General features: G+C 52.5%; 29 protein-coding genes. 19 read left to right on the forward strand and 10 right to left on the reverse strand.

The window, feature by feature from the left end:
* Positions 1-4: 4 nt before the first annotated feature.
* The gene (locus tag P1P89_01895; GenBank protein MDF1590240.1) at positions 5-1,096 is read right to left on the reverse strand and encodes an SO_0444 family Cu/Zn efflux transporter; all 1,092 of its coding nucleotides are present in this window, start codon (positions 1,094-1,096) and stop codon (positions 5-7) included.
* Between the two features lie 18 nt (positions 1,097-1,114).
* Positions 1,115-1,459, reverse strand: coding sequence for a metalloregulator ArsR/SmtB family transcription factor (locus P1P89_01900; protein ID MDF1590241.1), 345 nt, complete (start codon positions 1,457-1,459; stop codon positions 1,115-1,117).
* Positions 1,460-1,710: 251 nt separating this feature from the next.
* On the opposite strand from P1P89_01900, the gene rplU reads away from it, so the two are divergent.
* The 11 genes from rplU to P1P89_01955 all read left to right on the forward strand — a co-directional run bounded on the left by rplU (position 1,711) and on the right by P1P89_01955 (position 11,813).
* Positions 1,711-2,022 carry a 50S ribosomal protein L21 gene (gene rplU, locus P1P89_01905; GenBank protein MDF1590242.1) on the forward strand — a complete coding sequence of 104 codons (312 nt, stop codon included), beginning with the start codon at positions 1,711-1,713 and terminating at the stop codon, positions 2,020-2,022.
* A 161-nt stretch (positions 2,023-2,183) separates the two neighbouring features.
* Complete coding sequence (gene rpmA / locus P1P89_01910; GenBank protein ID MDF1590243.1) at positions 2,184-2,438, forward strand: 50S ribosomal protein L27; 255 nt, start codon at positions 2,184-2,186, stop codon at positions 2,436-2,438.
* Entirely contained in the window at positions 2,435-3,436 is a 1,002-nt protein-coding gene (gene obgE / locus P1P89_01915) for a GTPase ObgE (protein ID MDF1590244.1), read from the forward strand. Before rpmA ends, obgE begins: the two co-directional genes overlap by 4 nt.
* On the forward strand, positions 3,429-4,562 hold the full coding sequence (proB, locus tag P1P89_01920) for a glutamate 5-kinase (protein MDF1590245.1): 1,134 nt from the start codon (positions 3,429-3,431) through the stop codon (positions 4,560-4,562). The genes obgE and proB overlap by 8 nt, the downstream gene beginning before the upstream one ends.
* A 43-nt stretch (positions 4,563-4,605) precedes the next feature.
* A complete protein-coding gene (gene nadD, locus P1P89_01925; GenBank protein ID MDF1590246.1) occupies positions 4,606-5,274 on the forward strand; it encodes a nicotinate-nucleotide adenylyltransferase in 669 nt (222 codons plus the stop codon).
* Positions 5,271-5,666 carry a ribosome silencing factor gene (gene rsfS / locus P1P89_01930; protein MDF1590247.1) on the forward strand — a complete coding sequence of 132 codons (396 nt, stop codon included), beginning with the start codon at positions 5,271-5,273 and terminating at the stop codon, positions 5,664-5,666. Before nadD ends, rsfS begins: the two co-directional genes overlap by 4 nt.
* Positions 5,663-7,207 (forward strand): 2,3-bisphosphoglycerate-independent phosphoglycerate mutase, encoded by a 1,545-nt coding sequence (gene gpmI / locus P1P89_01935; GenBank protein ID MDF1590248.1) that lies wholly within the window; start codon positions 5,663-5,665, stop codon positions 7,205-7,207. Before rsfS ends, gpmI begins: the two co-directional genes overlap by 4 nt.
* Before the next feature lie 571 nt (positions 7,208-7,778).
* Positions 7,779-9,077, forward strand: coding sequence for a glutamate-5-semialdehyde dehydrogenase (locus P1P89_01940; GenBank protein ID MDF1590249.1), 1,299 nt, complete (start codon positions 7,779-7,781; stop codon positions 9,075-9,077).
* A gap of 58 nt (positions 9,078-9,135) precedes the next feature.
* Positions 9,136-9,969, forward strand: a complete 834-nt coding sequence (locus tag P1P89_01945) for a 3-keto-5-aminohexanoate cleavage protein (protein MDF1590250.1) — start codon at positions 9,136-9,138, stop codon at positions 9,967-9,969.
* A 38-nt stretch (positions 9,970-10,007) separates the two neighbouring features.
* Positions 10,008-10,994 carry a CoA transferase subunit A gene (locus P1P89_01950; GenBank protein ID MDF1590251.1) on the forward strand — a complete coding sequence of 329 codons (987 nt, stop codon included), beginning with the start codon at positions 10,008-10,010 and terminating at the stop codon, positions 10,992-10,994.
* Positions 10,995-11,009: 15 nt separating this feature from the next.
* Positions 11,010-11,813 (forward strand): ketoacid-CoA transferase, encoded by an 804-nt coding sequence (locus P1P89_01955; protein ID MDF1590252.1) that lies wholly within the window; start codon positions 11,010-11,012, stop codon positions 11,811-11,813.
* A 25-nt stretch (positions 11,814-11,838) separates the two neighbouring features.
* Here the strand turns inward: P1P89_01955 and P1P89_01960 are convergent, their stop codons facing one another.
* Positions 11,839-12,942, reverse strand: a complete 1,104-nt coding sequence (locus tag P1P89_01960) for an alcohol dehydrogenase catalytic domain-containing protein (protein ID MDF1590253.1) — start codon at positions 12,940-12,942, stop codon at positions 11,839-11,841.
* Between the two features lie 39 nt (positions 12,943-12,981).
* Entirely contained in the window at positions 12,982-13,953 is a 972-nt protein-coding gene (locus P1P89_01965; protein ID MDF1590254.1) for a 3-hydroxyacyl-CoA dehydrogenase family protein, read from the reverse strand.
* A 304-nt stretch (positions 13,954-14,257) separates the two neighbouring features.
* Between P1P89_01965 and P1P89_01970 the strand changes: the two genes are divergently transcribed.
* The gene (locus tag P1P89_01970) at positions 14,258-14,806 is read left to right on the forward strand and encodes a type I restriction enzyme HsdR N-terminal domain-containing protein (GenBank protein ID MDF1590255.1); all 549 of its coding nucleotides are present in this window, start codon (positions 14,258-14,260) and stop codon (positions 14,804-14,806) included.
* A gap of 93 nt (positions 14,807-14,899) precedes the next feature.
* Here the strand turns inward: P1P89_01970 and P1P89_01975 are convergent, their stop codons facing one another.
* From P1P89_01975 to P1P89_01990, 4 genes are all read right to left on the reverse strand, one after another.
* On the reverse strand, positions 14,900-15,577 hold the full coding sequence (locus P1P89_01975) for a zinc ribbon domain-containing protein (protein MDF1590256.1): 678 nt from the start codon (positions 15,575-15,577) through the stop codon (positions 14,900-14,902).
* Positions 15,578-15,593: 16 nt separating this feature from the next.
* A complete protein-coding gene (locus tag P1P89_01980; protein ID MDF1590257.1) occupies positions 15,594-16,325 on the reverse strand; it encodes a hypothetical protein in 732 nt (243 codons plus the stop codon).
* A gap of 125 nt (positions 16,326-16,450) precedes the next feature.
* On the reverse strand, positions 16,451-17,458 hold the full coding sequence (locus P1P89_01985) for a M28 family peptidase (protein ID MDF1590258.1): 1,008 nt from the start codon (positions 17,456-17,458) through the stop codon (positions 16,451-16,453).
* Positions 17,459-17,480: 22 nt separating this feature from the next.
* Positions 17,481-18,398 (reverse strand): ADP-ribosylglycohydrolase family protein, encoded by a 918-nt coding sequence (locus tag P1P89_01990; GenBank protein ID MDF1590259.1) that lies wholly within the window; start codon positions 18,396-18,398, stop codon positions 17,481-17,483.
* Between the two features lie 350 nt (positions 18,399-18,748).
* Between P1P89_01990 and P1P89_01995 the strand changes: the two genes are divergently transcribed.
* Positions 18,749-19,249: a ferritin family protein gene (locus tag P1P89_01995; GenBank protein ID MDF1590260.1), complete on the forward strand. Its 501-nt coding sequence runs from the start codon at positions 18,749-18,751 to the stop codon at positions 19,247-19,249.
* A 141-nt stretch (positions 19,250-19,390) separates the two neighbouring features.
* Here P1P89_01995 and P1P89_02000 read toward each other — a convergent pair whose 3' ends face one another.
* Together P1P89_02000 and P1P89_02005 are read right to left on the reverse strand one after the other, a co-directional pair.
* Complete coding sequence (locus P1P89_02000; GenBank protein MDF1590261.1) at positions 19,391-19,609, reverse strand: RND transporter; 219 nt, start codon at positions 19,607-19,609, stop codon at positions 19,391-19,393.
* 106 nt (positions 19,610-19,715) lie between these two features.
* Positions 19,716-19,985: a hypothetical protein gene (locus P1P89_02005; protein MDF1590262.1), complete on the reverse strand. Its 270-nt coding sequence runs from the start codon at positions 19,983-19,985 to the stop codon at positions 19,716-19,718.
* A 392-nt stretch (positions 19,986-20,377) separates the two neighbouring features.
* On the opposite strand from P1P89_02005, the gene P1P89_02010 reads away from it, so the two are divergent.
* The 6 genes from P1P89_02010 (at position 20,378) to P1P89_02035 (ending at position 26,590) form a co-directional block, all read left to right on the forward strand.
* Positions 20,378-20,800 (forward strand): hypothetical protein, encoded by a 423-nt coding sequence (locus P1P89_02010; protein MDF1590263.1) that lies wholly within the window; start codon positions 20,378-20,380, stop codon positions 20,798-20,800.
* Between the two features lie 187 nt (positions 20,801-20,987).
* Positions 20,988-21,758 carry an electron transfer flavoprotein subunit beta/FixA family protein gene (locus P1P89_02015; GenBank protein MDF1590264.1) on the forward strand — a complete coding sequence of 257 codons (771 nt, stop codon included), beginning with the start codon at positions 20,988-20,990 and terminating at the stop codon, positions 21,756-21,758.
* A gap of 12 nt (positions 21,759-21,770) precedes the next feature.
* Positions 21,771-22,742, forward strand: a complete 972-nt coding sequence (locus tag P1P89_02020; GenBank protein MDF1590265.1) for an electron transfer flavoprotein subunit alpha/FixB family protein — start codon at positions 21,771-21,773, stop codon at positions 22,740-22,742.
* Positions 22,743-22,872: 130 nt separating this feature from the next.
* Positions 22,873-23,985 (forward strand): alanine racemase, encoded by a 1,113-nt coding sequence (gene alr, locus P1P89_02025; GenBank protein ID MDF1590266.1) that lies wholly within the window; start codon positions 22,873-22,875, stop codon positions 23,983-23,985.
* A gap of 41 nt (positions 23,986-24,026) precedes the next feature.
* Positions 24,027-24,863: an SDR family NAD(P)-dependent oxidoreductase gene (locus P1P89_02030; GenBank protein ID MDF1590267.1), complete on the forward strand. Its 837-nt coding sequence runs from the start codon at positions 24,027-24,029 to the stop codon at positions 24,861-24,863.
* Positions 24,864-24,892: 29 nt separating this feature from the next.
* A complete protein-coding gene (locus P1P89_02035; protein MDF1590268.1) occupies positions 24,893-26,590 on the forward strand; it encodes a thiamine pyrophosphate-binding protein in 1,698 nt (565 codons plus the stop codon).
* Positions 26,591-26,649: the final 59 nt, after the last annotated feature.

Below are 26,649 nucleotides of genomic sequence, written 5' to 3' on the forward strand. Positions count from 1 at the left end.
CTACTCAGGTAGCTGCGCTGCTGCAAGCACAAGGCTCGCTTTTTCTAAATCCTTTTAAAACACTGTATCCGATCAGACCTGCCAGCACAATGGCGGCCGTAAATTCAACGGATACAGGAAATATTTCGGCCGCCTTGCCCGCTACTGCCCGGGCTGAAATGCCTAATTTTGAATACACCAGATCCGTCAAAAAACCAAGCACTAACGAACAAGATGAAATCGCCCCCAGATAGATGACAAGGGATCTTTTTCCCATGAGCTTAGAGACCATGCTCAAGGACGCCATATTTGTTGCCGGCCCGGCCAGTAAAAACACCAGGGCGGCGCCGGGGCTCAGCCCTTTCAGAATAAAGGCGGCCGCAATCGGCGTTGAAGAAGTGGCGCAGACATACATGGGAATCCCGACAATCAACATCAAGGGCATGGCTATAAAGGGATTGCCCAGATAGGCGTCCGCGAAACGCTCGGGAATCAGATAGGATATCAGGCTGGCCAGGAATACGCCGAGAATAAACCAGGGACCGATATCACCCATCAGCTCTCCAAACGCATATTTGAGCCCTGCCGCCATTTTATCGTGAAAAGATTCTTTTTCCCTTAACACAGTCTCCGGTTCCGGTCGGCTATGGCAGCAACAGCTCCCGGCAGCCGGCAGTTTTTGGTCTACGCTGGTGGAGACTTCTTTTTTGCCGTAAAAATTTTCAAAAATGCCGGCCGCCGAAGCGGTAATAAACGCCGATATCGGACGGATTACCGTCATCACCGGGTCCAGCAGCGCATAGGTGATCGGAATGGAATCCACTCCGGTTTCGGGCGTTGAAATCAAAAATGACAGGGTGGCCCCTTTGCTGGCCCCCTGTTTCTTTAATGCGGCCGCAGCCGGAACAACTCCGCAGGAACACAGCGGCAGCGGAATCCCGACCAGCGCCGCCAGCATCACCGACTGCGCGTCGCCCTTTCCGAGGTACCTGGCGATTTTCTCCGTTTTTACAAAAGCATACAAGATGCCGGCGATAAAAAACCCGAACAGCATGTAAATGGCGGACTGTTGAAATACATGCCAGGCCGCAGCCAGTATTTCTAAAATTATCTGCATGTTTGACTCCCAAACGCTTTATTCGACGACATGTTCCAGAGATTGATGCAGCAGAGCGCTGACATGCTGGTCATCCAGCCGGTAGAACATGATTTTACCTTCCCGGCGGTTGCGAACAATCTTCAAATTTCTTAAAATCCTGAGCTGATGAGAAACTGCCGAATCAGACAGGTTGCAAACCGCGGCAAGATCGCAGACACACAACTCTTCCAGGGCAAGGGCAAGGACAATCTTGACACGGCCGGAATCGCTTAAGGCCTTGAATATATCTGCCACGCCCTGAAGCGTGTCTTGTTCCGGCAGGCGGCTGACAACCTTTTTCACTTTTTCCACGTGAATCGCTTTCTCCTCGCATCGATCCATCTTGTACCTCACAGGTAATATATGAACGTTTGCTCATATGTCCATATATTCAATAAAAAATCAAGTTTTTTTCCTTTCCCCCAACCAATTGGGAGTTTATCTAAAAATCTTAACAATTTTTGCTTGACAAAAATTATTTATTAAGTAAAATTTACCATTTTTAAGGGCATAAGTGGGTCAGGGGTTTCAGGCGAATGTCAACCAATAGCCTTTTTCCTGACCGGTATAAAAATTGAAGGGGGTACATAACGATGTACGCTGTATTATCTACCGGCGGCAAACAATATAAAGTTGAAGAAGGGGATGTCTTAAGAATAGAAAAGATATCCGGTGACGTAGGGGCCTCGGTCTCTTTTGACAAGGTCCTGATGTTTTCCGACGGAGAAAAAGTCCGTGTCGGCACCCCCCTGATTGACGGCATATCGGTCAGCGGCCATATTGTGGAGCAGGACAAAGCAAAAAAAATACTGGTATTCAAATATAAACGCCGCAAGAACTATCGACGCAAACAAGGCCATCGCCAGCCTTTCACGGCCATAAAAATCGACAGTATCTCGGCATAACGGTTTGTGGCGTAAGTATTTTAATATAAAATTTCAGCCTGTGAATATGGCGCCGGATGTGGTGTATTTTCAAATAACAGGTGACCCTTTTCAGGGGATAAGCCAGACTGAAATTTTTTGAAACGATTATTTCAAGCTATTAGGATTTTAAGGAGCTTCTCATGGCACATAAAAAAGCAGGCGGCAGTTCTAGAAACGGCCGCGACAGCAACGGCCAGCGACGCGGCGTTAAACGATACGGCGGCAACAAAGTAACGGCCGGCAGCATACTGGTCCGGCAGATAGGCACCCGGATTCATCCCGGAAACAATGTGGGTATCGGTAAGGATTTTACCATCTTTGCCAAAATCGACGGTGTCGTTGCCTACGAACGGGAGGGCCGTTCACGTAAAAAAGTAAGCGTCTATGCAGAGTGAAATTCATTGATGAAGTAATTATCACCGTTCAAGCCGGAAACGGTGGTCGTGGATGCGTCAGTTTCAGGCGCGAACGGTTTATCCCCCGCGGCGGACCGGACGGCGGCGACGGCGGTGACGGCGGGTCTGTTATTTTAAAGGCTTCCCCCGGCAAACGCACCCTTTATCATTTTCAATTTAAAAGATCCTTCAAGGCCAAAAACGGTGACGGCGGACAGGGCAGCCAAAAAACCGGGAAAAACGGCCCCGACCTTATCATTGAAGTCCCCCCGGGAAGCATTGTCAGCGATACCGCTACCGGCCAGGTCATAAAAGATTTTGTAGAACCGGACGAAACTTTTGTGGTCGCCCAGGGAGGGCGCGGCGGCCGGGGCAACCTGCGTTTTAAATCTTCCACAAATCGTACACCCCGTCATGCCCAGCCGGGCGAACCCGGCCAGGCCCTTACCCTTAAAGTGGAACTCAAGCTGCTGGCCGATGTGGGCATTATCGGCCTGCCCAACGCCGGCAAATCCACCTTGGTCAGCGCCATTACATCAGCCAAACCCAAGATAGGGGCGTATCCTTTTACGACCCTGACACCCACCCTCGGTGTCGTTAATGCCGGTCGTAGAGAACCGTTTGTCGTTGCCGACATTCCGGGATTAATCGAAGGGGCCCATTCCGGTGCCGGGCTCGGCACCCGCTTTCTCAGACATATCGAACGGACCCGCATCCTGGTTCATCTCATCGATGCTTCCGGCATCGATCCGTCCGATCCGCTGCAGGGATACCATACCATTAACAGGGAACTTGCCCAATATAACAAGGACCTTGTTGAAAAACCCCAGCTTTTGGTGTTAAATAAAATCGACCTGCCCGGAACCCAAGCACTTTGCCAAACGTTTTTAAACGCGCTTAAAGGGCAAAACGTTTTGCTTATTTCAGCAGCGACCGGGGAAGGCCTGAACAAATTAAAGATGCAACTTTTTCAACTGTTGGACCGGCGCCATGGCTAACGACCGTAAAACGCTATTTCATCAAGCCCGGCGGATTATCGTCAAGGTGGGCAGCGGCGTGCTCACCCGGACCGACGGGTTAAACACAGCGGCGATTCGCTCCATCAGCCGTCAAATCTGCAATCTGATTGACCAGGGCAAGGAAGTTCTGCTGGTCACATCCGGCGCCATGGCCTCCGGCGTCAAAAAAGTTTCCCTTCCGAAGCGGCCGGATGAACTTCCCAAGCGGCAGGCTGCCGCCGCCGTGGGACAAGCCGGTCTCATCATGGAATATGAAAAAGCCTTTGGCCGTTTTGGGAAAAAAGTAGCCCAAATCCTTTTGACCAGTGATGATCTCAGCAACCGCAAACGATACCTGAACGCCCGCAACACGCTTTATACATTGCTGTCCTGGCAGGTCGTTCCGATTATCAATGAAAACGATACGGTTTCCATTGCGGAAATCCAGTTCGGCGACAACGACAACCTTGCCGCCATGATCGCCCTGCTCATGGACGCGGATATTCTCGTCAACCTTACCGTTACGGATGGCTTGTATGACAGGGACCCCCGCACGGAAAGCAATGCCGAGCTGATCCCCCTGGTTTCCACCATCGGTAAAGACATTGAAAAGCTGGCCAACGACATCCCCGGGGCTTTAAATTTCGGCGGCATGCTAAGTAAAATCAAAGCCGCCAAAAAGCTGACGGCCGTCGGGATCCCCATGCTCATTGCCAATGGCAGCACACCCCATATTCTGACAAAATTATTCGCAGGCAAAGATTTCGGCACTTATTTTATCCCTAAAACTGAAAAACTGGCCAGCCGCAAATGCTGGATCGGTTTTGCGTTGAAGCCCAAAGGCCTTATTCAACTGGACGCCGGCGCCGCTGCAGCCGTCCTGACCAGGGGCAAGAGCTTGCTGCCAAGCGGCATTACAGCCGTAGCGGGTGACTTTGATGTCGGTGCGGCAGTGGAATTGGCCAAACCCGATCAGGAAATCATCGGGGTCGGCCTCGTTAATTACAGCGCCGGCGATATCCTAAAAATAATGGGCTGCAAGTCCGGCCAGATCAGGGAACGGCTGGGCTACAAACCCTATGATGAAATCATTCACCGTGACAACCTTGTGATTACAGCGGCTTGAGATTACGAACCATAAAACCATCCCCTTCGGCAAGCGAGGTTTTTTGAAACGAATCGGGCTGTTTGGCGGTACATTTAACCCCCTCCACATCGGGCACCTTTTGGCGGCTGATGAAGTGTGCAAAAAATTTCCCCTGGACCATATTTATTTCATACCGTCCGCCACTCCGCCGCACAAAGAGCCGGAGGTGCTGGCCGGGGCCGATGATCGCCTGGCGATGATCCGCCTGGCAATCGCCGATTACCCCCTCTTTAGCGCTTCAGATGTGGAAGTCTCCCGTCCGGGGCCCTCTTTTACCATTGACACGGTCCGGTATTACAAATCGAACCTGCCGGAGGAGATCGATCTTTATCTGATTATGGGGTTTGACGCCTTTCTGGAACTCCACACCTGGAAATCTTATCTTAACCTTTTAAAGTTAATTTCATTTATTGTGATGTCGCGCCCCTGTAAAGCGTTTAGCCAAAGCCCCCGGGGTTGGAAAATACTCGAGGAATATCTGTCTCGGCAAATTTCAGACCGATATCGCTTCTCCCCTGAAAGGTCGTGTTACGACCATCCTGACAACCCGTCCCTTTTTCTGATGGACATCAATCTGACGGATATTTCCTCAACCCGGATTCGCCGCTCTATCAAAACCGGCCTGCCCATTGACCGGCAGGTGCCGCCGGTTGTGGACACGTATATCAAAACCAAAGGACTGTATGTATGACCGACGACCTGGATCTATCTTTGACACCCTATGTTCGGGCAGCGCTGGGACGAAAAGCCGCGAATCTGGTCCTGCTGGATGTGCGCGGGCTTTCTTCGGTAGGCGACTTTCTCATCATCTGCAGCGGCCGTTCCAACCGGCAGGTGTCCGCCATTGCCGATTTTATTCAAATGGACCTTAAAAGCAAAGGCATCCGGCCGCTGAGTGTCGAAGGTAAAAAAGAAGGGCACTGGGTCCTGCTGGATTACGGTCATGTGATCCTGCACGTTTTTTATGAACCGCTGCGTGATTTTTATGACCTTGAGAGCCTTTGGATCGACGCCCAGCGGATCAATATCGACACCCTTTTTAAAAACGAAAAGCCCCTGGGGGCGCCGGGAGAAACATTATGAAATCCAATAACTGCTGTATGTTGATGATCCTGGACGGGTGGGGTATTAACCCGTCCCATGACGGCAATGCCGTATATCTGGCCGGAACGCCGAACCTGAACAAACTGATGCAGGAATACCCCCACACGCAGTTGCTCTGCTCCGGCGAAGCAGTCGGCCTGCCCCAGGGAATTATGGGAAATTCCGAAGTGGGGCACCTCAATATCGGGGCCGGCAGAATTATTTATCAGGATATTCTCAGAATCGACACGGCTATTCGCGACGGCAGCTTTTTTAAAAACGAGGCGCTTGTCGAACTGATCAATGATGTTGTGGACCATGGCGCGGCACTGCACCTGATGGGGCTGGTCTCCGACGGCGGGGTTCACAGCCAGCTGAGCCATCTGCTGGCCTTACTGGACATGACCCGGCAAAAAGGCGTCGGCAAGGTCTTTGTTCATGCGATTCTGGACGGCCGCGACACCCCACCGGACAGCGGGGCTGCCTATGTCAAAAAAATCCAGGATCACCTTCAGGCCCATCACCACGGCGCCATCGCCACCATCTGCGGCCGCTATTTCGCCATGGACCGCGACAACCGCTGGGACCGAACCCAAAAGGCTTACCGGCTGTATGCCGCCGGGGAAGGCATAAAAGAGCCGGATCCGGTGATGGCGGTTAAAAATGCCTATACCCGCGGTGAAACCGATGAGTTTGTAAAGCCCATCGTCATCACTGCAGATGCCGGCAAAGCGGCGGGAACCATAAAGGACGGCGACAGCATCATTTTTTTTAATTTCAGGGCCGACCGGGCGCGCCAGATCACCCGGGCCTTTAATGATCCCGATTTTAATGGATTTAAACGAACCCCGCCGATAAAATTGTCCAAATATGTCACCATGACCCAATATGATGAAACGTTCACATTTCCCGTTGCATTCGGTCCGGTTCACCGGGATAAAATTTTGGGCGAGGTGATCAGCCAGGCTGGACTGGAACAGCTTCGAATCGCTGAAACGGAAAAATACGCCCACGTTACCTATTTTTTCAACGGGGGCGAAGAAAAGCCGTTTCCCCTTGAAGACCGCTGTATGGTCCCCTCACCCCGGGATATCCCGACGTATGATCTCAAGCCGGAAATGAGCGCGCTGAAGGTGAGCGCAGAAGTGATTTCCAGAGTTCAATCGGACAAATATCGTTTGATCGTTCTTAATTTTGCCAACATGGACATGGTGGGGCATACCGGCGTGCTGGAAGCGGCCATCTCCGCATGCCAAACCGTTGACCGCTGCGTCCGTGAAATCGTCGATACGGTTAAAGCCCGGGGAGGTGTTGTTTTAATTGCAGCCGATCACGGCAATGCCGAAATGATGAGGGAACCCAACGGCAACCCCCACACCGCCCATACCCTTAACCCCGTTCCCTTTATCCTGGTTGATGATACCCGAAAAAATGTGCGCTTGAAAGAAGGAAAGCTGGGAGATATCGCACCTACGATTCTTGAAATCATCGGTATCGACAAACCGGAACAGATGACCGGGTCATCCCTGATTATCCCATAGAGCCAAGTGATGATTGCCTTCCTATTGGTTGCATAATTATTTGAGGGGTCGGGGAGTTTTTCAAACGTTGTCCTGTCAGCCCGGAGACAGCCCCCGTGGGATGCATAACCATCTTATTGAGGCATGACCGCACGGCAGCGATCCCGCTCAAGTTCCATTGAACCAGCCCCAAAAGGTTGATTCCCACGGCGACGATGATCGTCTCTGCCTGTTACCGCTCAGCGCAAAGGCTGGGGGGCGTGTACGGAGCACAGTCACCTTTGGTTACGGCTCCCACGGGGGCTTTCTCCGGGCTGACCGTCGACAAACGCTGAAGTGACAAGGGCTTTCCCCATAGGCGCTTGTAACGAAACTCCCCGACCCCTGAATTATTTAGACGTCGGCCCGATCTGAAATACGGTTATCGCCGGCGTGTTCATTATGTCTATTTCATTCTGATTTCCTTAGTAAATCAGGAAAAAGAAAGTGCGAATAGAATTTGACATTACCTATGCCTTTCCGATAAATATATCCTAAATGGAGCGTTTCAGATTTTAAAATGGGATGATTATATTTCATCAAAGGAATTTTTATGGATATCAAACAACTAGCGAAAAAAGCCAAAGCGGCATCCCTTCAGCTTGCCGCAGTCGGCAGTGAAACAAAAAACACGGCCCTTGAAAATATAGCGCGCGCGCTGGAACAAAACAAAGCAGACATTGCTTCGGCCAACGCAGCCGATTTAAATAAAGCGGAAAAGGAAAACCTGGCTGCGCCGCTGCTCAAACGCCTCAACTTTGATGAAGGTAAAATACATGAAGCTGTGGAGGGTCTCAACAGCCTGATCGGCCTTGCCGATCCGGTGGGCCTTACGCTAAGCGCCATGGAGTTGGACAAGGGCCTGGAGCTTTTCAAGGTGAGCTGCCCCATCGGGGTGATGGGTATCGTCTTTGAATCCCGGCCGGATGCTTTGGTGCAGATATCATCGCTGTGCCTTAAAAGCGGCAATGCCGTCCTGATGAAAGGCGGCAGCGAAGCCGCCGGCACCAATCGAATTCTGGCGGACATCATCAACAAAGCAACCACGGCGGCCGGCATTCCGGCCGGCTGGCTGACCCTGCTGGAAGCCCGGTCGGATGTCACCGAGATGCTGGCAATGGATGCGCATATCGACCTGATCATTCCCCGGGGCAGCAACGAGTTCGTCCGACATATCATGGATAACACCAACATACCCGTTCTGGGTCATGCCGACGGGATCTGTCACGTGTATATCGACAAGACGGCGGATATCGACATGGCGGTAAGGATAACGGTTGACAGCAAGACCCAGTATGTGGCCGTGTGCAATGCAGCGGAAACCCTGCTGGTGCATAAAGATATTGCCGGGAACATCCTGCCGAAGCTCAAAGCGGCCCTCACAAAAAAAGGGGTTGAACTGCGGGGGTGTGAACGGACCGCCCGATTGATTGATGTCCTGCCCGCCACCGAAAAAGACTGGTGCACCGAATATCTGGATTTTATCCTCTCCATCCGGGTTGTGGATTCCCTGGCGGATGCCGTTGATCATATCAATCGTTACGGCTCTCGCCACACCGACGTGATTGTAACCGCCGACAAGGTGAGAGGGGGGCGGTTCATGGATTACGTGGATTCAGCCTGTGTATTTATGAACTGCAGCAGCCGCTTCAACGACGGCTTTCGATTCGGATTGGGCGCCGAAGTGGGTATCAGCACCAACAAAATTCATGCACGCGGCCCCGTGGGCTTGGAAGGACTGGTGATATACAAGTGGCGTCTGATCGGCAACGGCAATGTGGTAACGGACTATTCCGGAAAGGATGCCAGGGCCTTTACGCACCGGCCGCTTAAAATGGATTTCAAGCTTTGAGTTCGGAATCTTATCCCAAATTTACGCTAATCTTTTGTTTTAGGGAGCAGCAAAACCCATGAAAAAAGTCATCATCACAGCGGCCGTGACCGGTTCCTTTCCCACTAAGGAAATGAACCCGGCCGTTCCCTATTCACCTGCGGAGATAGCGACCGCAGCTGTGGACTGCTGCCGCGCCGGCGCAGCGATTGTGCACATCCACGTCAGAGAACCCGAAACCGGCCGTCCGGCATTCAGGCTCGACCTCTTCAGGGAAGTCGTCGAGCGCATCCGGCAGGAGTGCAACCTGATCATCAATCTGACCACCAGCGGCTTCAATATACAGGGCGATGATCTCATCGCCCAGCGCCTGCAGCCGCTGTCGTTGAAACCCGATATGTGTTCGCTGGATATCGGTTCGATGAACTTTCACGACAGGGCGTTCATCAATACGCCTGAATGGGGACAGGCCGCTGCAAAAAAAATGCGGGAAGCAGGCGTCAAGCCTGAAATTGAAGTGTTTGATATTGGGCACATCTATCAGGCGTTGGCGTTTATTGAAAAGGATGCATTCGCGCTGCCGCCTTATTTTCAGCTCTGCATGGGGGTCGGATGGGGAATCGAAGCAACCCCGGAAAACCTCCTTTTCATGAAAAGCAAACTGCCACCCGGCGTCGAATGGTCAGTCCTTGGGGTGGGGAAATCGCAGCTTGCTATGATCGGCATGTCTCTGATTCTGGGAGGCCATGTCCGGGTCGGCTTCGAGGACAACCTCTATATCAGAAAGGGTGAACCGGCCAAAAGCAACGCCCAGTTCGTGGAAATGGCGGCGGAGCTGGCGCATCGTTTCCAAAGAGACGTGGCGACACCGGACGAGGCCCGCGATATCCTCGGAATAAAAAAACAGGCCTGATATCGTCATCGACTTCTAAGCGGATCGGCGATCTTTCCATGAGAAACAAAGTCATGAGTCCCCGGGAAGCGGTTCAACGTTATGTCCAGGATGGGGCTCATATTTCAATCGGCGGTTTTACCATTGTCAGAAATCCCATGGGGCTCGTCCATGAGATTATCCGGCAAAAGCTCCGAAACCTGCACGTGTATGTCCATTCCCACGGCCAGGCCTTCGATCTTTTGATCGGGGCCGGATGCGTTGCTGCCATGGAGTTTGCCTACGGCGGAACGGCCCGGTTTTCGCCTTCAGGCGGCATCCGTTTCCGCAAAGCCATTGAACAGGGCCTTGTCCGCTTTGAAGACTACACCAACTACCAGATGGTCCTGCGCTTTTTAGCCGGCGCCATGGGGCTTCCCTTCCTTCCCTTAAAGGGCGTCGCCCAGACGGACGTTATAGAGAAATGGGGCTTTGACGAAACCTTCCGGTCTCAGAATCCCCGCCTGCCGGACAAAAAGCTGGCCGTGCTTAAAAACCCGTTTGATCCTCCCGGAAAAGAACGGGAGCTGGTTGCAGTACCCGCCATCCAGCCGGACGTTACGCTGCTCCACGTTCAGAAAGCCGATTCCGAAGGCACCTGCCGCATAGAAGGCCTGACCTTCGCGGACGTGGAACAGGCCAAAGCCGCCCGGCACGTGATCGTTTCGTGCGAAGAACTGGTTTCCAGAGAGGAGATCCGCAAAGACCCGGATCGCAACCGGATTCCCTTTTTTATCGTGGACGCGGTCGTACCCCTCCCCTACGGCGCCCACCCCACCGCCTGCAACAATTATTATGACTATGACGACGACCATCTCCTGTTATATGGAAAGTTGGCTGCCGACGACCGTGCTTTTCAGGATTATTTAGATACCTATGTCTTTGAAACCGAGACCCATGCAGACTATCTTGTACAAATCGGCGAGAAGGCGCTCCAAACGCTCCGGGCGGACCCCGATCTGGGGTACCGGCCCCGCAGCACTCGAGATTTAGACCATCAAGCCTGAGAGGTTGCCAAAGATATGTCCCAATTGATGGAATATACTTCCCAGGAAATGATGGCCCTAATGGCGGCCAGAGAAATTCACGATGACGATATTGTCTTTTGCGGCACCGGCATCTCCATGGTTGCGGCAATGGCTGCCAAACACATCAGTGCGCCCCGGAGCATCATTTTTTTTGAGACCGGCGGCATTGACTGCGAGCTCCGCGAACTGCCGCTTTCGGTGGGAGATCCGCGGGTCATGGTCGGCACCACGATCAATGCCGGCCTGGCGGAAAGTTTTGCCCTCCTCCAGAATCCCCGTACCGGACCCCGCACGGTGGCCATCCTGGGCGCCGCCCAGATCGATCCCTTTGGGAACCTGAATTCAACCTGCCTGGGTGACTATCATCGTCCCAGAATGCGCTTTCCAGGGGCCGGCGGCGCCTCGGATGCGGCCGCCTACGCCGGCCGCGTGATCACCTTTATGGTCCAGGAGCGCCGGCGGTTTGTCCGGCGTCTCGATTATGTTTCCTCCCCCGGCTGGCCTGAAAACCCCCAGGACCGATTTCGCGCCGGCCTCACGCTTCCGCAAGATTCTCTGGTGATCACCGACAAGGCCGTCTTTCGCTTTGATTCCGGCAGCGGCCGGATGTATCTCTCGGGCCACTACCCCGGAATCACGCCCGCAGATGTTGCGGCAGCGGTTGGCTTTGAGATCGAGACCCGTCGCAGCCGCGAAGTCCCGCCCCCTTCGGCCGCAGAAATTAGTCTGCTGCGTGAAAAAATCGATCCCTTAGGGCTTATCATCAAAAGAATAAAATCTGAAAAGAAAAGTTTCTGAGGCAGGCAAGCTTACTGGAAACACTTTATGCTGTTTCAGGATACAACAGAACCTTCAGGGGGGGCTCACCCTGTATTTTTCCACCCACCAGGCGCAGCGCCTGTTCGGCGTCTTCCAATTTAAAGCGATGAGATATCAGGTCATCAAAGGGATATTTGTTTTGACGAACCATCCGGATCGCGGGCCGCACGGCGCGAAAATCGTGGGAAAAAACCCCCAGCATCCTGATTTCATTGACCACCGCCCGATTCAGGTTGATCGGAACCCGGCTGTCTTTATAAATTCCGGGAAGTACCACCGTCGCCCGTTTCCCGGCCAGGGACAAGGCCAGGTCGGCTCCGGCCGGGCTGCCGGATACGTCCATCGCCACATCGGCCATCCTTCCGGCCGTCATTTCCGTGACAACTTTGACGGGATCCGTTTCTTCGATATCAATGACCCGGTCGGCCCCGAACCGCCGGGCTGTTTCAAGGCGAGCCCTGTCCCGGGCCAGGCCCGCAACGATGATACATCCCGCGCCCGCCTCCTTTGCCACGGCCGTGGCCGCGATTCCCTGCAGACCGGGGCCGACAATCACAACGGTGTCGCCGATGGAAACCCCGCCGATCTGTCGCAGCCAGCGGATCCCGTTTCCGATCACCGCGCAGATCAACACCCCGACTTCCGCTGAGATGTCTTCTCCGATTTTGTGCACCATGGCCCGCGGATGGATGTAGACAAAATCACTGTAACCGCCATACAGGTGCGGCGGGTCTTGACAGGTTATCATGGAGCCGTAAGTGTAATTTCTGTCGCACAGGGTATAACCGCCCGACAGGCAGGGGCCGCACTGTCCGCAGCCGAAAGCGTATTCCAGCACCACCCGGTCGCCTTCTGCTACCCCGTGGCGAATCTGGGCGGCCTTTCCCATTTTGTAGATCCGGCCCACGATTTCATGGCCTAAAATGATCGGATAGGGGCGGGGCCCGCGGGTAGGCCGGCCCTCAAATATCCCGGGATCGGAACCGCAGACCCCGACACATTCCAGCGCCAGCAGCCCGTCGTCTTCACCGGTCTCAGGCAGACCAAAGCGCTGCAGCTCCAGTTTTTGGGGACCTGTCAATACCATGGCCCGGGAATATGCTTTCATTGAAATCTCTTTTATTTTCAGCGGCGCCAGGCAGAACCCTCAAAATTTCAGGGCGATTTTTTCCCGCGCTATAAATCGTCGCAGCGCCAGAAGCCTGCGATCCCTTTCCTGCAGAATTTCAGCGGTTGAACGGCCTCCATAGGGATAAAAGCCCTGTCCTGTCTTGACCCCGAGGTTCCCCGCATCGACGCAGGCTTTCAACGACCGGGGGATTGTCTCTTCGTCGGCCGGACGGATGGAAGGGTTTTCGAGAAACTTGAGCGATATGTCCAGCCCGGTAAAATCATAGCGCCGGACCACTCCCAGAACCGACAGCCGCAAGCCTAAAGACGCCTGCACCGCCTCATCGATTTCTTCAGGTCCGGCATATCCATTGTCCAGCAGGTAGAAAATTTCCCTTCCTATGGCACGCTGGAGGCGATTAACGATGTAACCCGGAATGAAGCGCTGCATGGTCACCGGACGCTGGCCCATCCCACCGAGCACCGTCATCAGGCGGGGCACCACATCGGCTGCGGTTTTTTCTCCCCCCACCACTTCCACCAGTGGGATCAGATAGGGCGGGGCGTAAAAGTGAGCGATGGCCAGACGCGGCAGGATGTCTTCGGGAGCGATGGAAAAAACATCCAGATAAGAGGTGTTGCTGGCGACGATGCAATGGGAAGCGATCCGTGGGGCCAGACGCTTAAATAGTCCGGCTTTGACCGTCTCATCTTCGCTGACGGCTTCCAGGATCAGGTCGCAGGCGGCAGCGGCTTCCTTGAAATCCTGTAAGGGCTTAATGCGATCTAAGACCTGCTGCGGGGATTCAGACCCCAGCTCATCTTCCTGCTGCAGCCATTCCAGTTGGGATCGAATCAGGACCTGGGCTTTTGCCAGTTCCGCCGGTTCGGAATCAACCAGAAACACCGGTTGTCCGGCTTTGGCCGCCAGCAGCGCCAGGCCATGCCCCATGGTGCCGGCGCCCAGCACCATGACTTGAAGCGTCGCGTCGGCCGAAGTGGTGGTCATAGACCTTTTATCCTTCCGGGTTTTCAGATTCTATTCTTTTTTCTGAGCCGCAACAGCGCGCGCATTCCCCGTCCCGCGGCGTCCGGGACTGCAGGGTTCTTCAAGCTTTGCCGCTACACGATTTGCGTCAGATAGATCAGTATTTTTTTTTGTCTGGGTTGTCAACGCTTTTTAGCGCCGTTCAGGTTCCCATAACGATTCGTTCGCGTTTATGCTTCATTTCAGCTTTTTTTACGCAGCAGCCAAAAGACCCCTTTTACATTCTCCCCGAAATTGGTATATTCAGTATCCAGGAGAACATCAGATGACGGAAAAAGAAAAATTTATCTCGACGGTTATCGACTTTGTGACCGGCGAACAGGTGCCGGATATAGGCGCCGAATCGAATCGTCAGGCCCTTGAGCGGATATTGGTGAACACGCTGGGGTATGAAAAAAAAGATGTGGCGGTGGATGTTGATATCGAAATAGGCATCAGCGGCGAACCCTACCGTTCCCAGATTGATCTGGTGGTTTCCGTGGACGGCGTCCGCTTTATGGCTGTCAAGTGCGCCGCCGGCTCGCTGGGTTCACGGGAACGGGAAATTTTAGCGGCTGCTCGGCTGCTCGACACCTATCAGATTCCCCTGTCTATCGTCTCCGACGGAAAAACCGCCATCATTCTCGATACGGTTACCGGAAAAAAGATCGGCGAAGGATTGCACATGATTCCCACAAAGGCACAGGCCCATGAAACCCTGCAGTCTTCTGGTCTTCATCCCCTTGATCCTGGTCGGCGGGAACGGGAAAAACTTATTTTTCGCTCCTACGACAGCATGAACGTGAACGTCAGACGCAATTTCTCAGTCCAGTAAAAAAAATCCCCATGAATCGATCACGGGGATTTTCAAAAATATTATTCAGTTTATACCGGCTTTATCCGGCGGTGAAATAAAACCCTAATTTCATTATTGACCGGCAACCTCCCGGCTGCAATGCTTGCAAATATCGGCCCGTTTTTTGATGATTTCCGCGCAGAACGGGCATTCCCGGGTAAAATATCTTTCATGTATCTTTTTAACAGCCTCGTTGACTCTGGTCTGAAGAACATCATTGCCGAATTTTTGGTTCCGGATGGGTTCAATCGCATCCAGCTCGCCGATGTCTCCGACGATTTCGGCGGCCTTTACCCGGACCCGGACCGGCTGGGTCGGGTCCATCAACAGGCTCAGTGTCGTAGACCAGTCCTTTTTGACGTAAGTCTCGGCCAGAACTGAAAACCCCTTTTTAATGGCTTCCTTAAGAACCTCCTGCTGGGCGACAACCTGCTCGTCGATGATTTGAGCTGTCCCCCCCATGGAACTAAAGACCGGCATGCATTCAAACGTGTCCGTACCCGGATAACACATGCAGCGGTATGAAGAGGTATGACCGTAATTTTCTTGAATATTTTTCCATCCCTGGATATAAAGCGGACAGTCGTCATTGAAACACAAATATAAATACGGGGTCCCCCAGCCGAGACCGTCGCTGAAGGCTACCGGCGGGACTTCCCAAAGTTTCATTTCTTCTTTGCAATGCGGACAAACCGGTCGTTCCTGGGCTATGATCTTTTCCAATACCTGTTCTTTGGTTTCAAAAGCCATTGACTTCCTCCATTTCTTATAAGCTAAAATTCAGCACATGGACCTTACCGGTATCTTTTTCAAGCAGTTGCAGCCGCAACTGCTTGGCTGAAAGGGCCTCTCCGGGGAAAAAGATAAATCCATGGGCCAAACCTTTTGGTTCAACCGCTTGATTTTGTAGAGATTTGTCGCGCAGATCGTTTGTTATTTTCCTGCGGGCATCGTTGGATCCGTAGCCGCCGGCCCCGCCGATAACCGCACCGGCGGCCCCGCCCACGGCAGCACCTTTTCCGGCAGTAGCCGCCACGTTATCGCCTGTCACGATTCCGATGGCTGCGCCGACGATGGCGCCTGCGGCTGCCCCCAGGAACCCTTTTTGGGCGCCTTCTGAAAATATCTGTTTGGTCTGGGCGTATTTAGTGGCGCGCTCATAGGCCATTTCCCGGTTTAAAATCGGCCAAAGATTGCCGTCATTGTCTTCCAGGAAAGTCTGCTGGCCGTTTATTTCCAGCGGATGGGTTCCCTGGTTGTCGAATATCACCTGAACCGGAAGCATGCCCGCGCTGCGAACATCAAAGCCAAAGGCCGCTTTGGCTTCGGCCGGGTCGGCATATGCCTTGGCGGCCACCTGTGCGCCGGCGGCTTCAACAACGTTTTTAAAGGATGTCGGCGTCTTGAACGGCAGGGGTTTTGCTTTATATGTACTGGAGCAGCCGGTTGAAAAGAAAAGACTGACACTAATTAGAAAGATCATAACTCGTCGATACATATTGAGCCTCCATCAAAAAAAGTTGCGCTAAAACTGCTGATAAACATTTTTTTGTACAATTTTTGTCTTTTAACATAAGACTGCCAAGCCGCACATGCAAATCACAATATCAAAATAGGGAGCCCTTATCGATGGGACTGGAAAAAAAGAAGCAGGCTTTGTACCAGTCGAGCCATGAAGTTAAAATCCAAGGTTTCCATTGAATCCGATAACAGGTGATAGTGAGGATTGCGGTAAAATGCCGAATCGGTAATCATCACGGCCTTAAACCCCTCATCCCAGAAGGATGCATGATCGCTGAGTCTGACAGACGGCAGTATCCAGCCGCTTAAAGGGACCGTCAGCTTGACCACGGGAAGTTCCGGATTGTTCAGAAACGCCTGTGTCAGCCCCCGGGCAAATCGCCGGGATTTAACATTTCCTACAATTCCAATGAAATTTCCCTTTTCAGGATAGCCGAAATACATCAGGGGAAAAGGGTAGTCCTGACAGCCGGGCTGCTGGCAGGTATACCCGACCATTTCCAGGCAGATCATACCGTCAATTTTTTCTTTGGTTTTTTTGGCGTTGCGGGCATAGACCCGACTTCCCATAAAGCGTGTGCCGTAAACCGGCGGCTCTTCCAGGGCGAATGCGACAAATTTTACTGCAATATCAGGGGAATGATCTGTTTTCAGCGCCGCCAATTGCCGGGCAGTTTCAAGGAGCACTGCCACAGCGCTGGCATTGTCATCCGCCCCGACCGTTCCGGCAACCGAATCATAATGCGCTCCTACAACATATCGCTTTGAGGGACTGTCGCCGAATGAAACTTCGGCTTCAATATTGGCCACCTCCATTTGTTCATACTGATAGGTTTGGCTGCGGGGATCCAGGCCGATATCGCGAAATGTCGAACGGATATAATCTTCGGCCTTTTTTAGATTTTCAGGCCGGTAGACACTACGCTCCCCGATGGTCCGGGTCAGTACGGTAAGATGCGCTTTCAGGCGTACGGTCGTATGTTGAATATCCACCATAATGCGGTCCTTGTCTGCGGCTATCGCCCGGAGCGGCATCAACCCCAGAAGCAGAATGACGATCCCCGGCAACACTAAAAATAGATGCCAAAACCTGGAGCCTTTGGTTGACAAAAATAAACCCGAGAACAATCTTTTATTTCCCTTCTGAATCTATCCGGTCCAGCCACTGCATGATGGTTTCACGGTTTTTTAAATCGGAAAGCCAATCTGCCGGAATCGCCGCCATCCCCAGATAGGCTCCCAGAATCATGCCGGTAACCATGCCCCTGGCAGCAGAATCACCGCCGGCCATCACATTTTCCACCAATGCTTCTTCTAAGTTTTCTTCGTATCGGGCCAGGAGGTGAATCACGGCAGGAAACGCCGCTCCAATCTCACACATTTGTCCGAACCCTGATATGGCTGCGCGCGTTTCCAAGTTTGCGCTTGCGAACCCCTCGGATACCCACAGATTATAGGGAGCTTTATTAAAACTTTCATCCACAACCGATTTTATGGCTGTTTTCAGAGGGGTTCTGTGGAGCACTTTAAAGGCTGCCCGTGCAAAAAATTCGGCGCTGTCGATAACCTGTGGCTGGTTATGCGTCATGGCCGTTTGGGCCCGGGAAGCGGCAACAAGTCCTTCCAGGTCGTCCCGGTAAAGATATACCAGGGGGCTGATTCGGGCGGCCCCACCCAGGTCCGATGACGGTGACCCGGATTCACGCGGCCCTTTTCCCTTTTGGAAGTTTTCCAGCGTCTTGCGGGTGGCCTGGTCCTTATACCCCTGATAGGTTTTAAAAAAATCCTGCCAGTTTTGGGCAAAATCTTCAAGGTTAAACCCCGAACCCCCTGAAAGTGTGTCCAGCAGCTTCAGGGCTTGATCCCCATAATGCGTAAATTCGCCCCGCTCCTTGGTGGGATGATACGATTCCCCGGACGGCTTCAGAAAATGCGTCACACGACCGTGCTGTTTATCCAAAAGGGCGGTATCATAGATCCAATGAACGCCCAGGGCCAGTGAATCCGCAGCAAAAGTTGCCAGAACCATTGCTTTTGCGTTTTCCTGCATAACGACCTCCTTTCAGGAGTTTGAATACGTTCGGACCTGTTTCCTGAATAAACTTTTGGTAAAATCTTTTATTAATGCCTCTATGGCAAATTCTTTTTAAAATATAAGAAACCGTTCCGTATCCGTCAAGAAATGCGCTTTATCCCCCAGCCGTCGGAACGGAAGGAAGCTCCTTGACACTAAACAAAGAATACCTAATACTGGAAAAGAAAATTCAGCATGAACTTTTACAGACAAGGACTGAATAGAAAGCCGGTTGAAACGGAATTGCCCGGCAACTGAATCGGAACGTGATGTTGACAACAGCGATAACATCCCACACTTTTCAATTGAAATAATGGGAGGCGAGCATGGAAGACAAAAAAATTTCTGAAGTCATCGACTTGGCTATCCAACGAGAAGAAGACGCCATTACGTTTTACAGAGAACTCAGCAATAAGCCCTTTGACCAAATCACCAAAGATACCCTTGAATGGATTACCGGCGAAGAAAAAAAACACAAAGCTTTTCTCGTCAACTACCGGGAAGGCCGCCAGGGAACGGATGCCTTAACAATGCGGGCGGCGGTTAATTACAACATTGCCGAGCATCTGGAAGAACCCCCAATTGAAACCGTTATGGACGGTGCGAATATTTTCCTGCTGGCTTCTCACCGAGAGCTGAAATCATACAAATTTTACAGCGAGCTGGCCCACCTGCACCCGGAAGGCAAACTTCGAACAACCCTGTTCAAAATGCCAGTGAGGAGCTGGCCCACAAGGAAAAAATGGAATACCTATACAGCAATTCCGCCTTTCCTCAAACTGCCGGGGGTTAATTCTTCGACTCGGTTATCTACAACGCACGAGTAAATAAAACGCGGCAGCCATTGTAATCCGATTCGGAGCGTTTGGCTGTCTGATGGTTCACCTCATTTTAAGCTCTTTTGGGGCTATCCCCTGACAAGGGCCTTTACCTTCTGGAACCATACGCTGCGGTCCTCCGCTGACGGTTTACTTTGAAAAACCTTTCAGGATCTTTAGCAGCAATATAATACTTGGCGCCAGATGAAAAAAAAGATCAAAAATATCGATGGGCCGGTTCAGTGCACCGTTTTTTAACATGATGAATTTTTCGACCACGTGCGGCATGGGGCTGAAAGGCGCCAGCAGCATCAGGATTGCCGCTACAATTAGTATCGAGTATGGAATGGCGTCAAGAAAGTTCCACATATTTTTCCCCTTTTCAGAGATCCGCCATAGAAAGAACAAGCCTGGCCCCGAAAAGTCCGGTAAAAAACACGAACACCATCATGTAACAAAGTGTGCGCCGAAATTTTCATGAAATATCCGGAGTGGCTTGAGGCGCCTTCTTCGGCACATCCAATAGCTTTCTGGCTTTCTCCCTTTTCTTTTTGACGATGAGAAAACAGACCGTAACGGTAAAAAGAATCATCATGGGCAAAAAGAGCTCTGCCAGCATTAAATGACCCTCGCCCGGGGCGGCGCCGGCCGATTCAATTCGGGTAATTTCGTCTTTTTTTTCGAACCTGGTATGAATCGTAAGCGCAACGGCACCAAGATAAACAATCACAAAAACAAAGGCCAAAACACATAATCTTTTTTCAATCCGGCTCATCTTAAAATTTTGAATAATTCTCCTTAAATTTTATTCAGCATGGTTAATAATATGGCCCCATTATAAAAAAATCAAATTAAATGTGCCTTTCAACCGTCGAGATAAGGGCTTCTTAAATGCTGATCGCTGATTTTGCACGTGGCTGCTGCCGTCCGCGCTGATGATATGTAAATTCCTCTTGACCCATCAGCCGACCTCATTTACTAATGAGGGCATCTTTACCCTGTTGTTCCAAAAGTCGAGGATGCCCCGGACCTTGTCATGATCTTTATACAACCGCTGGGTTTATTGCGAACAACCATAATTTGCTGAAACAAGAAGGCCGGCGGCCTTACAGCCGGCCCCGGCCAATAGAGGCATGAATGCTCTGGTTTGGTAATGGCACCAAAAAAATAAAATTTAAGAAAGAAATCAAGGCCATCGAAAAGGAAATCAGTCGATCAAAACGGTTCGGCTTCCATTTCGGCGTACTGGTCCTTCAGGTGGACAATTCCGTTCCCAAGGGATTAAGCAAGACCTTGCCCGGCCGGACCATTTCATATCACATGGTGGAAAGCCATCTGCGCTATTGCGACAGCATCATGCTTGGCAACTTTTTCAGGACTTACTATATTATCCTTCCGCAAACCCCCAGGCTCGGGATAAAGGCTGTTAAAGGGCGGCTAAGCCGAGTTGCCCGGGAAAAGAATTGGGGTCCGATAGCGGTGGGGGCCGCCTTTTATCCTGAAGACAGCGATGACCCCCGGGAACTCATCGAATTAGCGGTTGAAGATGTCTGTTCATGACGTCAACCCTTTTTGCGCAGCATAAACAGCAAACACATCCGGGAAAAAGAAGATCCGGTTCGGCCCCACGAAGCCTGGTCCTGAGTTTTTCACGCTTTATTCGGGGATGATCCGCCGGGGTTTCGATTGCCTTGTGTTAACATTGCCCTACGCAATCAGCGCGGAATGAAAGCCTTAAGGAGAAAAAATGCAGATATATGTTTGTGTCAAGCAGGTTCCGGATACGGCCGCCAGCATCACACTCTTGGGTCCTCGGATATACGATGACACGGTCAAGTTTGTGATGAATCCGTTTGACGAATTTGCTGTTGAACAGGCCATTCAAGTTAAAGCGCAAACCGGAAAGGGGGAAGTGGTCATCGTTACCGTCGGCCGGGAATCAGCCGAGTCAATGGTGCGCACCGCCCTTGCCATGGGTGCCGACCGCGGCATTCTTGTGATTGCCGACATTCGGCAGATCGACAGTATCACCACCGGCCGGGCGCTGCATCAGGCTATCGCCCGGGACGGTTCCCCTGATCTGATTTTCACCGGCAAACAGTCGGTTGACAGTGAAGGGATGCAAATTCCCTATCGCCTGGCAGCCGCTTTCAACATGCCCATTGTGAATGAAGTGGTACGTTTTCTGCTGAAAAACGAAACCGTTACGGTTGAAAGGGAGATCGGGAGCGGAATCCGAGAAGCCATCGATCTGACGCTGCCCTGCGTGATCGGCGCCACCAAGGGGCTCAATGAGCCCCGCTATACCCGACTGCCTGAAATCATGAAGGCCAGAACAAAAGAATTGAAAAAAATCGATATCAATGAACTAAAGCTTGCCCCGGCCGCCGGCAAGCTGGAACTGCTTGAGCTGTTCCCGGAAGCTGAGCGGGGCCAGGCCGTGATGCTCCAGGGGTCGGTTCAGGAAATGACGCGGCAACTGATTGACTTGTTGAAAAACAACGAACAAATACTTTAGAGGTAACCCCTTATGAAGATCGGCATTCCCATTGAAACCGCTCTCAATCAATTAAAACAAACAAACTTGGGCGTCATTTCCGCCGCCTGTCAGGACGGCGCCAATGAGCTCTATGCCCTGCTGTTTGCGGGCAGCGTCGAAAACCATCAAGAGATCTTACAATCCTACGGCATCAATAAGATTGTAACCATATCCGTTGCCGGCGCCGACGTCCACCGGAGCCCTGAACTGAAAACCCGGGCGATCATCGGCGCAATGAACGCGCTGAAAATAGACGCCCTCCTGGGAATCAGCAGCACGGACGGCCGCGACCTTTTGGCGCGGATTGCAGCCCAATTGGATGCGCCCCTGGCCCTGGACTGTGTCGGCGTGGATTTTACTGACCGAACGGTCATCAAGTCCCAATTCAGCGGTAAAATTCTTGCCAAATTAAAACTATGGGGAACACCCTTTATCTGCGGCCTGCGACCCAATGTGATACCGCCGAAAATGTTTCCGGTGATTGCCGAAAATATCCCTTATCATATCGCGCTGGAGGACACCCGGCGCCTGGAGGTTCGCAGTATCAACAAAACGGCTGCCGATGAAATAGATTTGACCGAAGCAGAAATTATCATCTCGGCCGGGCGTCCCATCGGCGCTGCCGAAAATTTTAAACTTCTGAAAGACTGTGCCAAAGAGCTGGGCGCTGCAGTGGGCGCCTCCCGGGCGGCCGTTGATTCCGGATTTGCGCCCCATTCCATGCAGGTGGGGCAAACCGGTAAAACCGTGAGCCCCAAACTGTATATCGCCTGCGGCATATCCGGATCTATTCAACATTTTGCCGGGATGAAGGGCTCCAAAGTAATTGTGGCCGTCAACACCGACTCGGATGCCCCCATTTTCAACAAGTGCGACTTCGGGCTTCGGGGAGACCTGTTTGAGGTCGTCCCCGCCCTGACGGCAGCACTTAAAAAACAGCGGCTTTCTGAAAACAACCCGTAAGTTAAAAGGGTTGACACCTTAAGTATTTCAAAATATAAAAAATACCGCTTTGGGGTCTTTTTTCAAAGGCCTCTATAAGGCCGTTTCTTTTCACGTCTCTTGATCTTTACCCTCTAAACCAGGGCGGCCCATGAACATTCAAACCTGCGCTCAAATTAATCTGGACAATCTGATCCTGAACGTCAGGGCAATCCGGCAAAAAATCGCCCCCGCCGCTATCATCCCCGTGGTCAAGGCCGATGCTTACGGGCATGGCGCAGTTGCCGTTACCCGGCGTCTGGCTGCCGAAGGGTTCACACTTTTCGCCGTAGCCCAATTTGAAGAAGCCATGGAGCTGCGGGACAGCGGCATAAAGGCGCCCATTTTAATATTCGGGCGGGTCTTTCCCGATGATATCGGCCGGGCAATCACAGCAGATTTTCGTCTATCGCTTTTTGAACCGTCGGATATTCACTGGATTGAAAGATCTAAACCCAAAAAGCAGGCTTGGGTGCATGTAAACGTGGACACCGGCATGGGCCGGCTGGGCGTGTTGCCGGATCAGGAAGCTGATTTTTTCAATGCCCTTGCCTGTTCTAAACATTGCCGCTGGGAGGGGATCTATTCTCATTTTGCAACCGCTGATGAAAAAGACAAGGCTTACGCTCACCTTCAGCTGGCCCGGTTTCAAACCCTCCTTGACCGCATCCACAGCATGAAAACCCGCCCGGCAATGATTCACATGGCCAACAGCGGCGCCATCCTGGATTTGCCGGAAAGCTGCTTTGACGCTGTCCGACCCGGCATATTGATGTATGGACATTATCCTTCCCTGGAAACTTCCCTCGGGATTGTCCCCCGGTCAGTGATGACCCTCAAAACCGGTGTGGCGCACATCCGCAATTTGCCGGCAAACCATCCGGTCAGCTACGGCCGCCGCTGGATCACCCCCAAAAGAACCCGTATAGCGGTATTGCCGCTGGGCTATGCAGACGGCATCCCCCGCGACTTAACCAATAAGGGTGAAGTTCTGATCCGGGGAAAGCGCTATCCCATGGTGGGAACGGTTACCATGGATCACATTATGGTGGATGTGGGCGATGACCCCATTACAACCGGCGAGGAGGCCGTTATCTGGGGGGAGTCAGCCCAGGGAAGCCTGTCGCTTATCGAAATAGCCGACATCATCGGAACGATCCCCTATGAATTGACCTGCGGTGTGTCCAAACGGGTGAAGCGCGTTTATATCGACGGTTCCGAATAATTCCCAAAACCTTTTGGTTACGGTTCGATGGAGAAATGGACATGTATCCTGGCTTGAAAAACAAAACTGCCCTGGTGACGGGCGCCGGCATAAAAACCGGCATTGGGTTTGCGATTGCTCAAAAACTGGCTGATTGCGGCGCCAACGTGATTCTGGCCGACCTGCCGGCCAAAGGGACCGGAAAGAATCCTTCAGATACCGGTCCGTCCGCTGATACGGCAACCCTTGCCGCTGAATTAGCGGAAACTTATCACATTTCAGCCTTGGCGGTTGATCTGGATGTCACCCGCAATGACACCATTGCGCAAATGGCGGCCGCAATAACGGATCAGTTTGGCGTCATTGATATTCTCTGCAATAACGCCGGCACTGTTTTCGGGGTCCCCAATGCGGTTCACACCTATGATGAGGACGCCTGGCTGAAAACCATCGATGTCAACCTGCATGGTGTTTTCCGGGTATCAAAGGCCATGGTCCCCTTGATGATGAAAAACGGCGGCAGCATCGTCAACGTGGCCTCCCGGGCGGCAAAGGTGCCGCCGCTGTTTAACGGCGCCTATGCGGTTGCAAAAGCCGGCGTCGTCATGCTGACAAAAGTCATGGCCAAAGAACTGGCCGGCAGCGGAATCCGGGTTAACGCCGTCTGCCCGGGTGTCATCCAGACCGATTTTACCCGATGGCGATTTGAATTAGAGGCCCGCATATTAAATTCTTCCACGGAGGCCCGCGAAGCGGAAATGCTTAAAACCATTCCGCTGGGGCGTCTGGGTGAAACCCAAGAGGTCGCCGATCTGATCCTCTTTCTGGCTTCAGGCGCGTCTTCTTATATGACGGGACAGGCCATCAACATCACCGGCGGCCAGTTGATGGAGCTTTAAATACAATTTTCTTTAAAATCGGAGGAAAGATGGAGACGATATCAGGGGGGCAATTGGTGGCCGACGCGCTGATCCAAAAAGAAATTTCGTATATTTTTACCCTCAGCGGCGGACACATCACACCCATTTACCAGCATCTCGAAAACTCGGCGATTACACTTTTTGACACGCGCCATGAGCAGGCGGCCGTTTTTATGGCTGAGGCCTGGGGACGGCTCACCCGCAAACCCGGCGTTGCCATGGTAACCGCCGGGCCCGGCTTTACCAACACCCTCTCTGCTGTAGCCAATGCCCGCTTTGCAAACACCCCGCTGGTGCTTATTTCCGGATGCGTCGGAACGGACTGCATTGAAAAGCTGGATCTCCAGGACATGCGCCAGGCGCCGGTCATCGAACCGATGGTAAAAAAAGCGCTGGTCTGCCACAAACCCGAACGGATACCGGAATTCATTGACGCTGCTTTTCGAATTGCCGCCAGCGGCCGTCCGGGTCCGGTCTACCTGGAGCTTCCGGTGGATGCGCTCAATGCCAATGTCGGTTCCGCCGGTGTTAAAAGGCCCCACACGGTTATCTCGTCCCGCCCGGTGGATCTTGAAAAAGCCGAGCAAATCATCGCCATGATCCAGCAGGCGTCCAAACCCCTTGTTATTGCCGGCAGCGGGTCCTGGTATGCCGACAGCGGCCCGGAGCTGCAGGAATTCATCGAAAAAACCGGTATTCCGCTTTTTACTTCCGCATCCGGCCGCGGTACGGTTGCAGACACCCATCCCCTCTGTTTTGAATCGTCGCTGGCCATCAGGCCGGGGGCGGCCCTGGTGGGAAATACAGGGGCAGACCTGATTGTCTTTCTGGGCGCCCGCATGAGCTTATATTATATCTTTGGGGATCTTTTCAGCCCGACGGCCAAGCTCGTCCAGGTGGATATCGAGCCGGAAGAAATCGGCAGAAATCGCAGCATTGATCTGGCCGTTGTCAGCGACATCAAAGCCTTATTAAAGGGTTGCAGTCGCATCATCGACCAAGAAAAACTGGGGGAATCTTTACCGAAAAAATTTAAGCCCTGGGTTCTAACCCTGACCCAGGCGGACCAGGATGGTAAATCCCAGGCCCGGCTCGGATGGGAAAGTGAAGCGGTTCCCGTCCATCCGATGCGGCTGGCCCGGGAAATCAACGACTTCATGGACCGGGAAGATGATATCGTGGTTGCCGACGGCGGCGATACCCAGATCTGGATGGGAATGACCCGGACGGTCCGGAAAGCCGGGCATTATCTGGATTCCGGCCTGTTCGGCTGTCTGGGTGTCGGCATTCCCTATGCCAATGCCGCCAAACTGCTCTATCCTGGCAAGCGGGTCTGTCTGATCACCGGAGATGGCTCCATCGGGTTTAATTTCATGGAATTCGAAACCGCCCTTCGCAAAAAACTCCCCATTGTCGTTGTCATCAGCAACGATCTGGGATGGGGAATGATCCGCCACAGCCAGGAGCTGCGCATCGGCCACGCCATTGAGGATGGGACGTATATCGGAAAGGTCGATTATCATAAGCTCGTTGAAGCCTTGGGCGGCAAAGGCATGGTTGTTGAAAACCCTGCCGACATCCGGCCGGCCCTGGCGGAAGCGTTTGCTGCCGGAAAGACAACTTGCATTAACGTCATGACGGACCCGACGACCATAAGCCCGGGAAGTATGGCCCTGGCCAATTTGGGCGGCTACAAAGCCCAATAACCTGCCAAACCCTTCAACCTGAGGCCTTTGCAAAACGTCCCATTTTGCAAAGGCCTCAA

It is taken from the genome of Desulfobacterales bacterium, assembly GCA_029211065.1.
Classification (GTDB): Bacteria; Desulfobacterota; Desulfobacteria; order Desulfobacterales; family JARGFK01; genus JARGFK01.

Coding starts and splice junctions, on each gene's coding strand:
- P1P89_02030 (MDF1590267.1), top strand. CDS start 24,027: ATGTATCCTGGCTTGAAAAACAAAACTGCCCTGGTGACGGGCGCCGGC.
- P1P89_01945 (MDF1590250.1), top strand. CDS start 9,136: ATGAAAAAAGTCATCATCACAGCGGCCGTGACCGGTTCCTTTCCCACT.
- proB (MDF1590245.1), top strand. CDS start 3,429: ATGGCTAACGACCGTAAAACGCTATTTCATCAAGCCCGGCGGATTATC.
- P1P89_01965 (MDF1590254.1), bottom strand. CDS start 13,953: ATGACCACCACTTCGGCCGACGCGACGCTTCAAGTCATGGTGCTGGGC.
- P1P89_01940 (MDF1590249.1), top strand. CDS start 7,779: ATGGATATCAAACAACTAGCGAAAAAAGCCAAAGCGGCATCCCTTCAG.
- alr (MDF1590266.1), top strand. CDS start 22,873: ATGAACATTCAAACCTGCGCTCAAATTAATCTGGACAATCTGATCCTG.
- rplU (MDF1590242.1), top strand. CDS start 1,711: ATGTACGCTGTATTATCTACCGGCGGCAAACAATATAAAGTTGAAGAA.
- gpmI (MDF1590248.1), top strand. CDS start 5,663: ATGAAATCCAATAACTGCTGTATGTTGATGATCCTGGACGGGTGGGGT.
- P1P89_02020 (MDF1590265.1), top strand. CDS start 21,771: ATGAAGATCGGCATTCCCATTGAAACCGCTCTCAATCAATTAAAACAA.
- P1P89_01960 (MDF1590253.1), bottom strand. CDS start 12,942: ATGAAAGCATATTCCCGGGCCATGGTATTGACAGGTCCCCAAAAACTG.
- rpmA (MDF1590243.1), top strand. CDS start 2,184: ATGGCACATAAAAAAGCAGGCGGCAGTTCTAGAAACGGCCGCGACAGC.
- P1P89_01970 (MDF1590255.1), top strand. CDS start 14,258: ATGACGGAAAAAGAAAAATTTATCTCGACGGTTATCGACTTTGTGACC.
- P1P89_01900 (MDF1590241.1), bottom strand. CDS start 1,459: ATGGATCGATGCGAGGAGAAAGCGATTCACGTGGAAAAAGTGAAAAAG.
- P1P89_02000 (MDF1590261.1), bottom strand. CDS start 19,609: ATGTGGAACTTTCTTGACGCCATTCCATACTCGATACTAATTGTAGCG.
- P1P89_02010 (MDF1590263.1), top strand. CDS start 20,378: ATGCTCTGGTTTGGTAATGGCACCAAAAAAATAAAATTTAAGAAAGAA.
- P1P89_01895 (MDF1590240.1), bottom strand. CDS start 1,096: ATGCAGATAATTTTAGAAATACTGGCTGCGGCCTGGCATGTATTTCAA.
- P1P89_01995 (MDF1590260.1), top strand. CDS start 18,749: ATGGAAGACAAAAAAATTTCTGAAGTCATCGACTTGGCTATCCAACGA.
- P1P89_02015 (MDF1590264.1), top strand. CDS start 20,988: ATGCAGATATATGTTTGTGTCAAGCAGGTTCCGGATACGGCCGCCAGC.
- P1P89_01990 (MDF1590259.1), bottom strand. CDS start 18,398: ATGCAGGAAAACGCAAAAGCAATGGTTCTGGCAACTTTTGCTGCGGAT.
- P1P89_02035 (MDF1590268.1), top strand. CDS start 24,893: ATGGAGACGATATCAGGGGGGCAATTGGTGGCCGACGCGCTGATCCAA.
- P1P89_01975 (MDF1590256.1), bottom strand. CDS start 15,577: ATGGCTTTTGAAACCAAAGAACAGGTATTGGAAAAGATCATAGCCCAG.
- rsfS (MDF1590247.1), top strand. CDS start 5,271: ATGACCGACGACCTGGATCTATCTTTGACACCCTATGTTCGGGCAGCG.
- P1P89_01955 (MDF1590252.1), top strand. CDS start 11,010: ATGTCCCAATTGATGGAATATACTTCCCAGGAAATGATGGCCCTAATG.
- P1P89_01950 (MDF1590251.1), top strand. CDS start 10,008: ATGAGAAACAAAGTCATGAGTCCCCGGGAAGCGGTTCAACGTTATGTC.
- P1P89_01980 (MDF1590257.1), bottom strand. CDS start 16,325: ATGTATCGACGAGTTATGATCTTTCTAATTAGTGTCAGTCTTTTCTTT.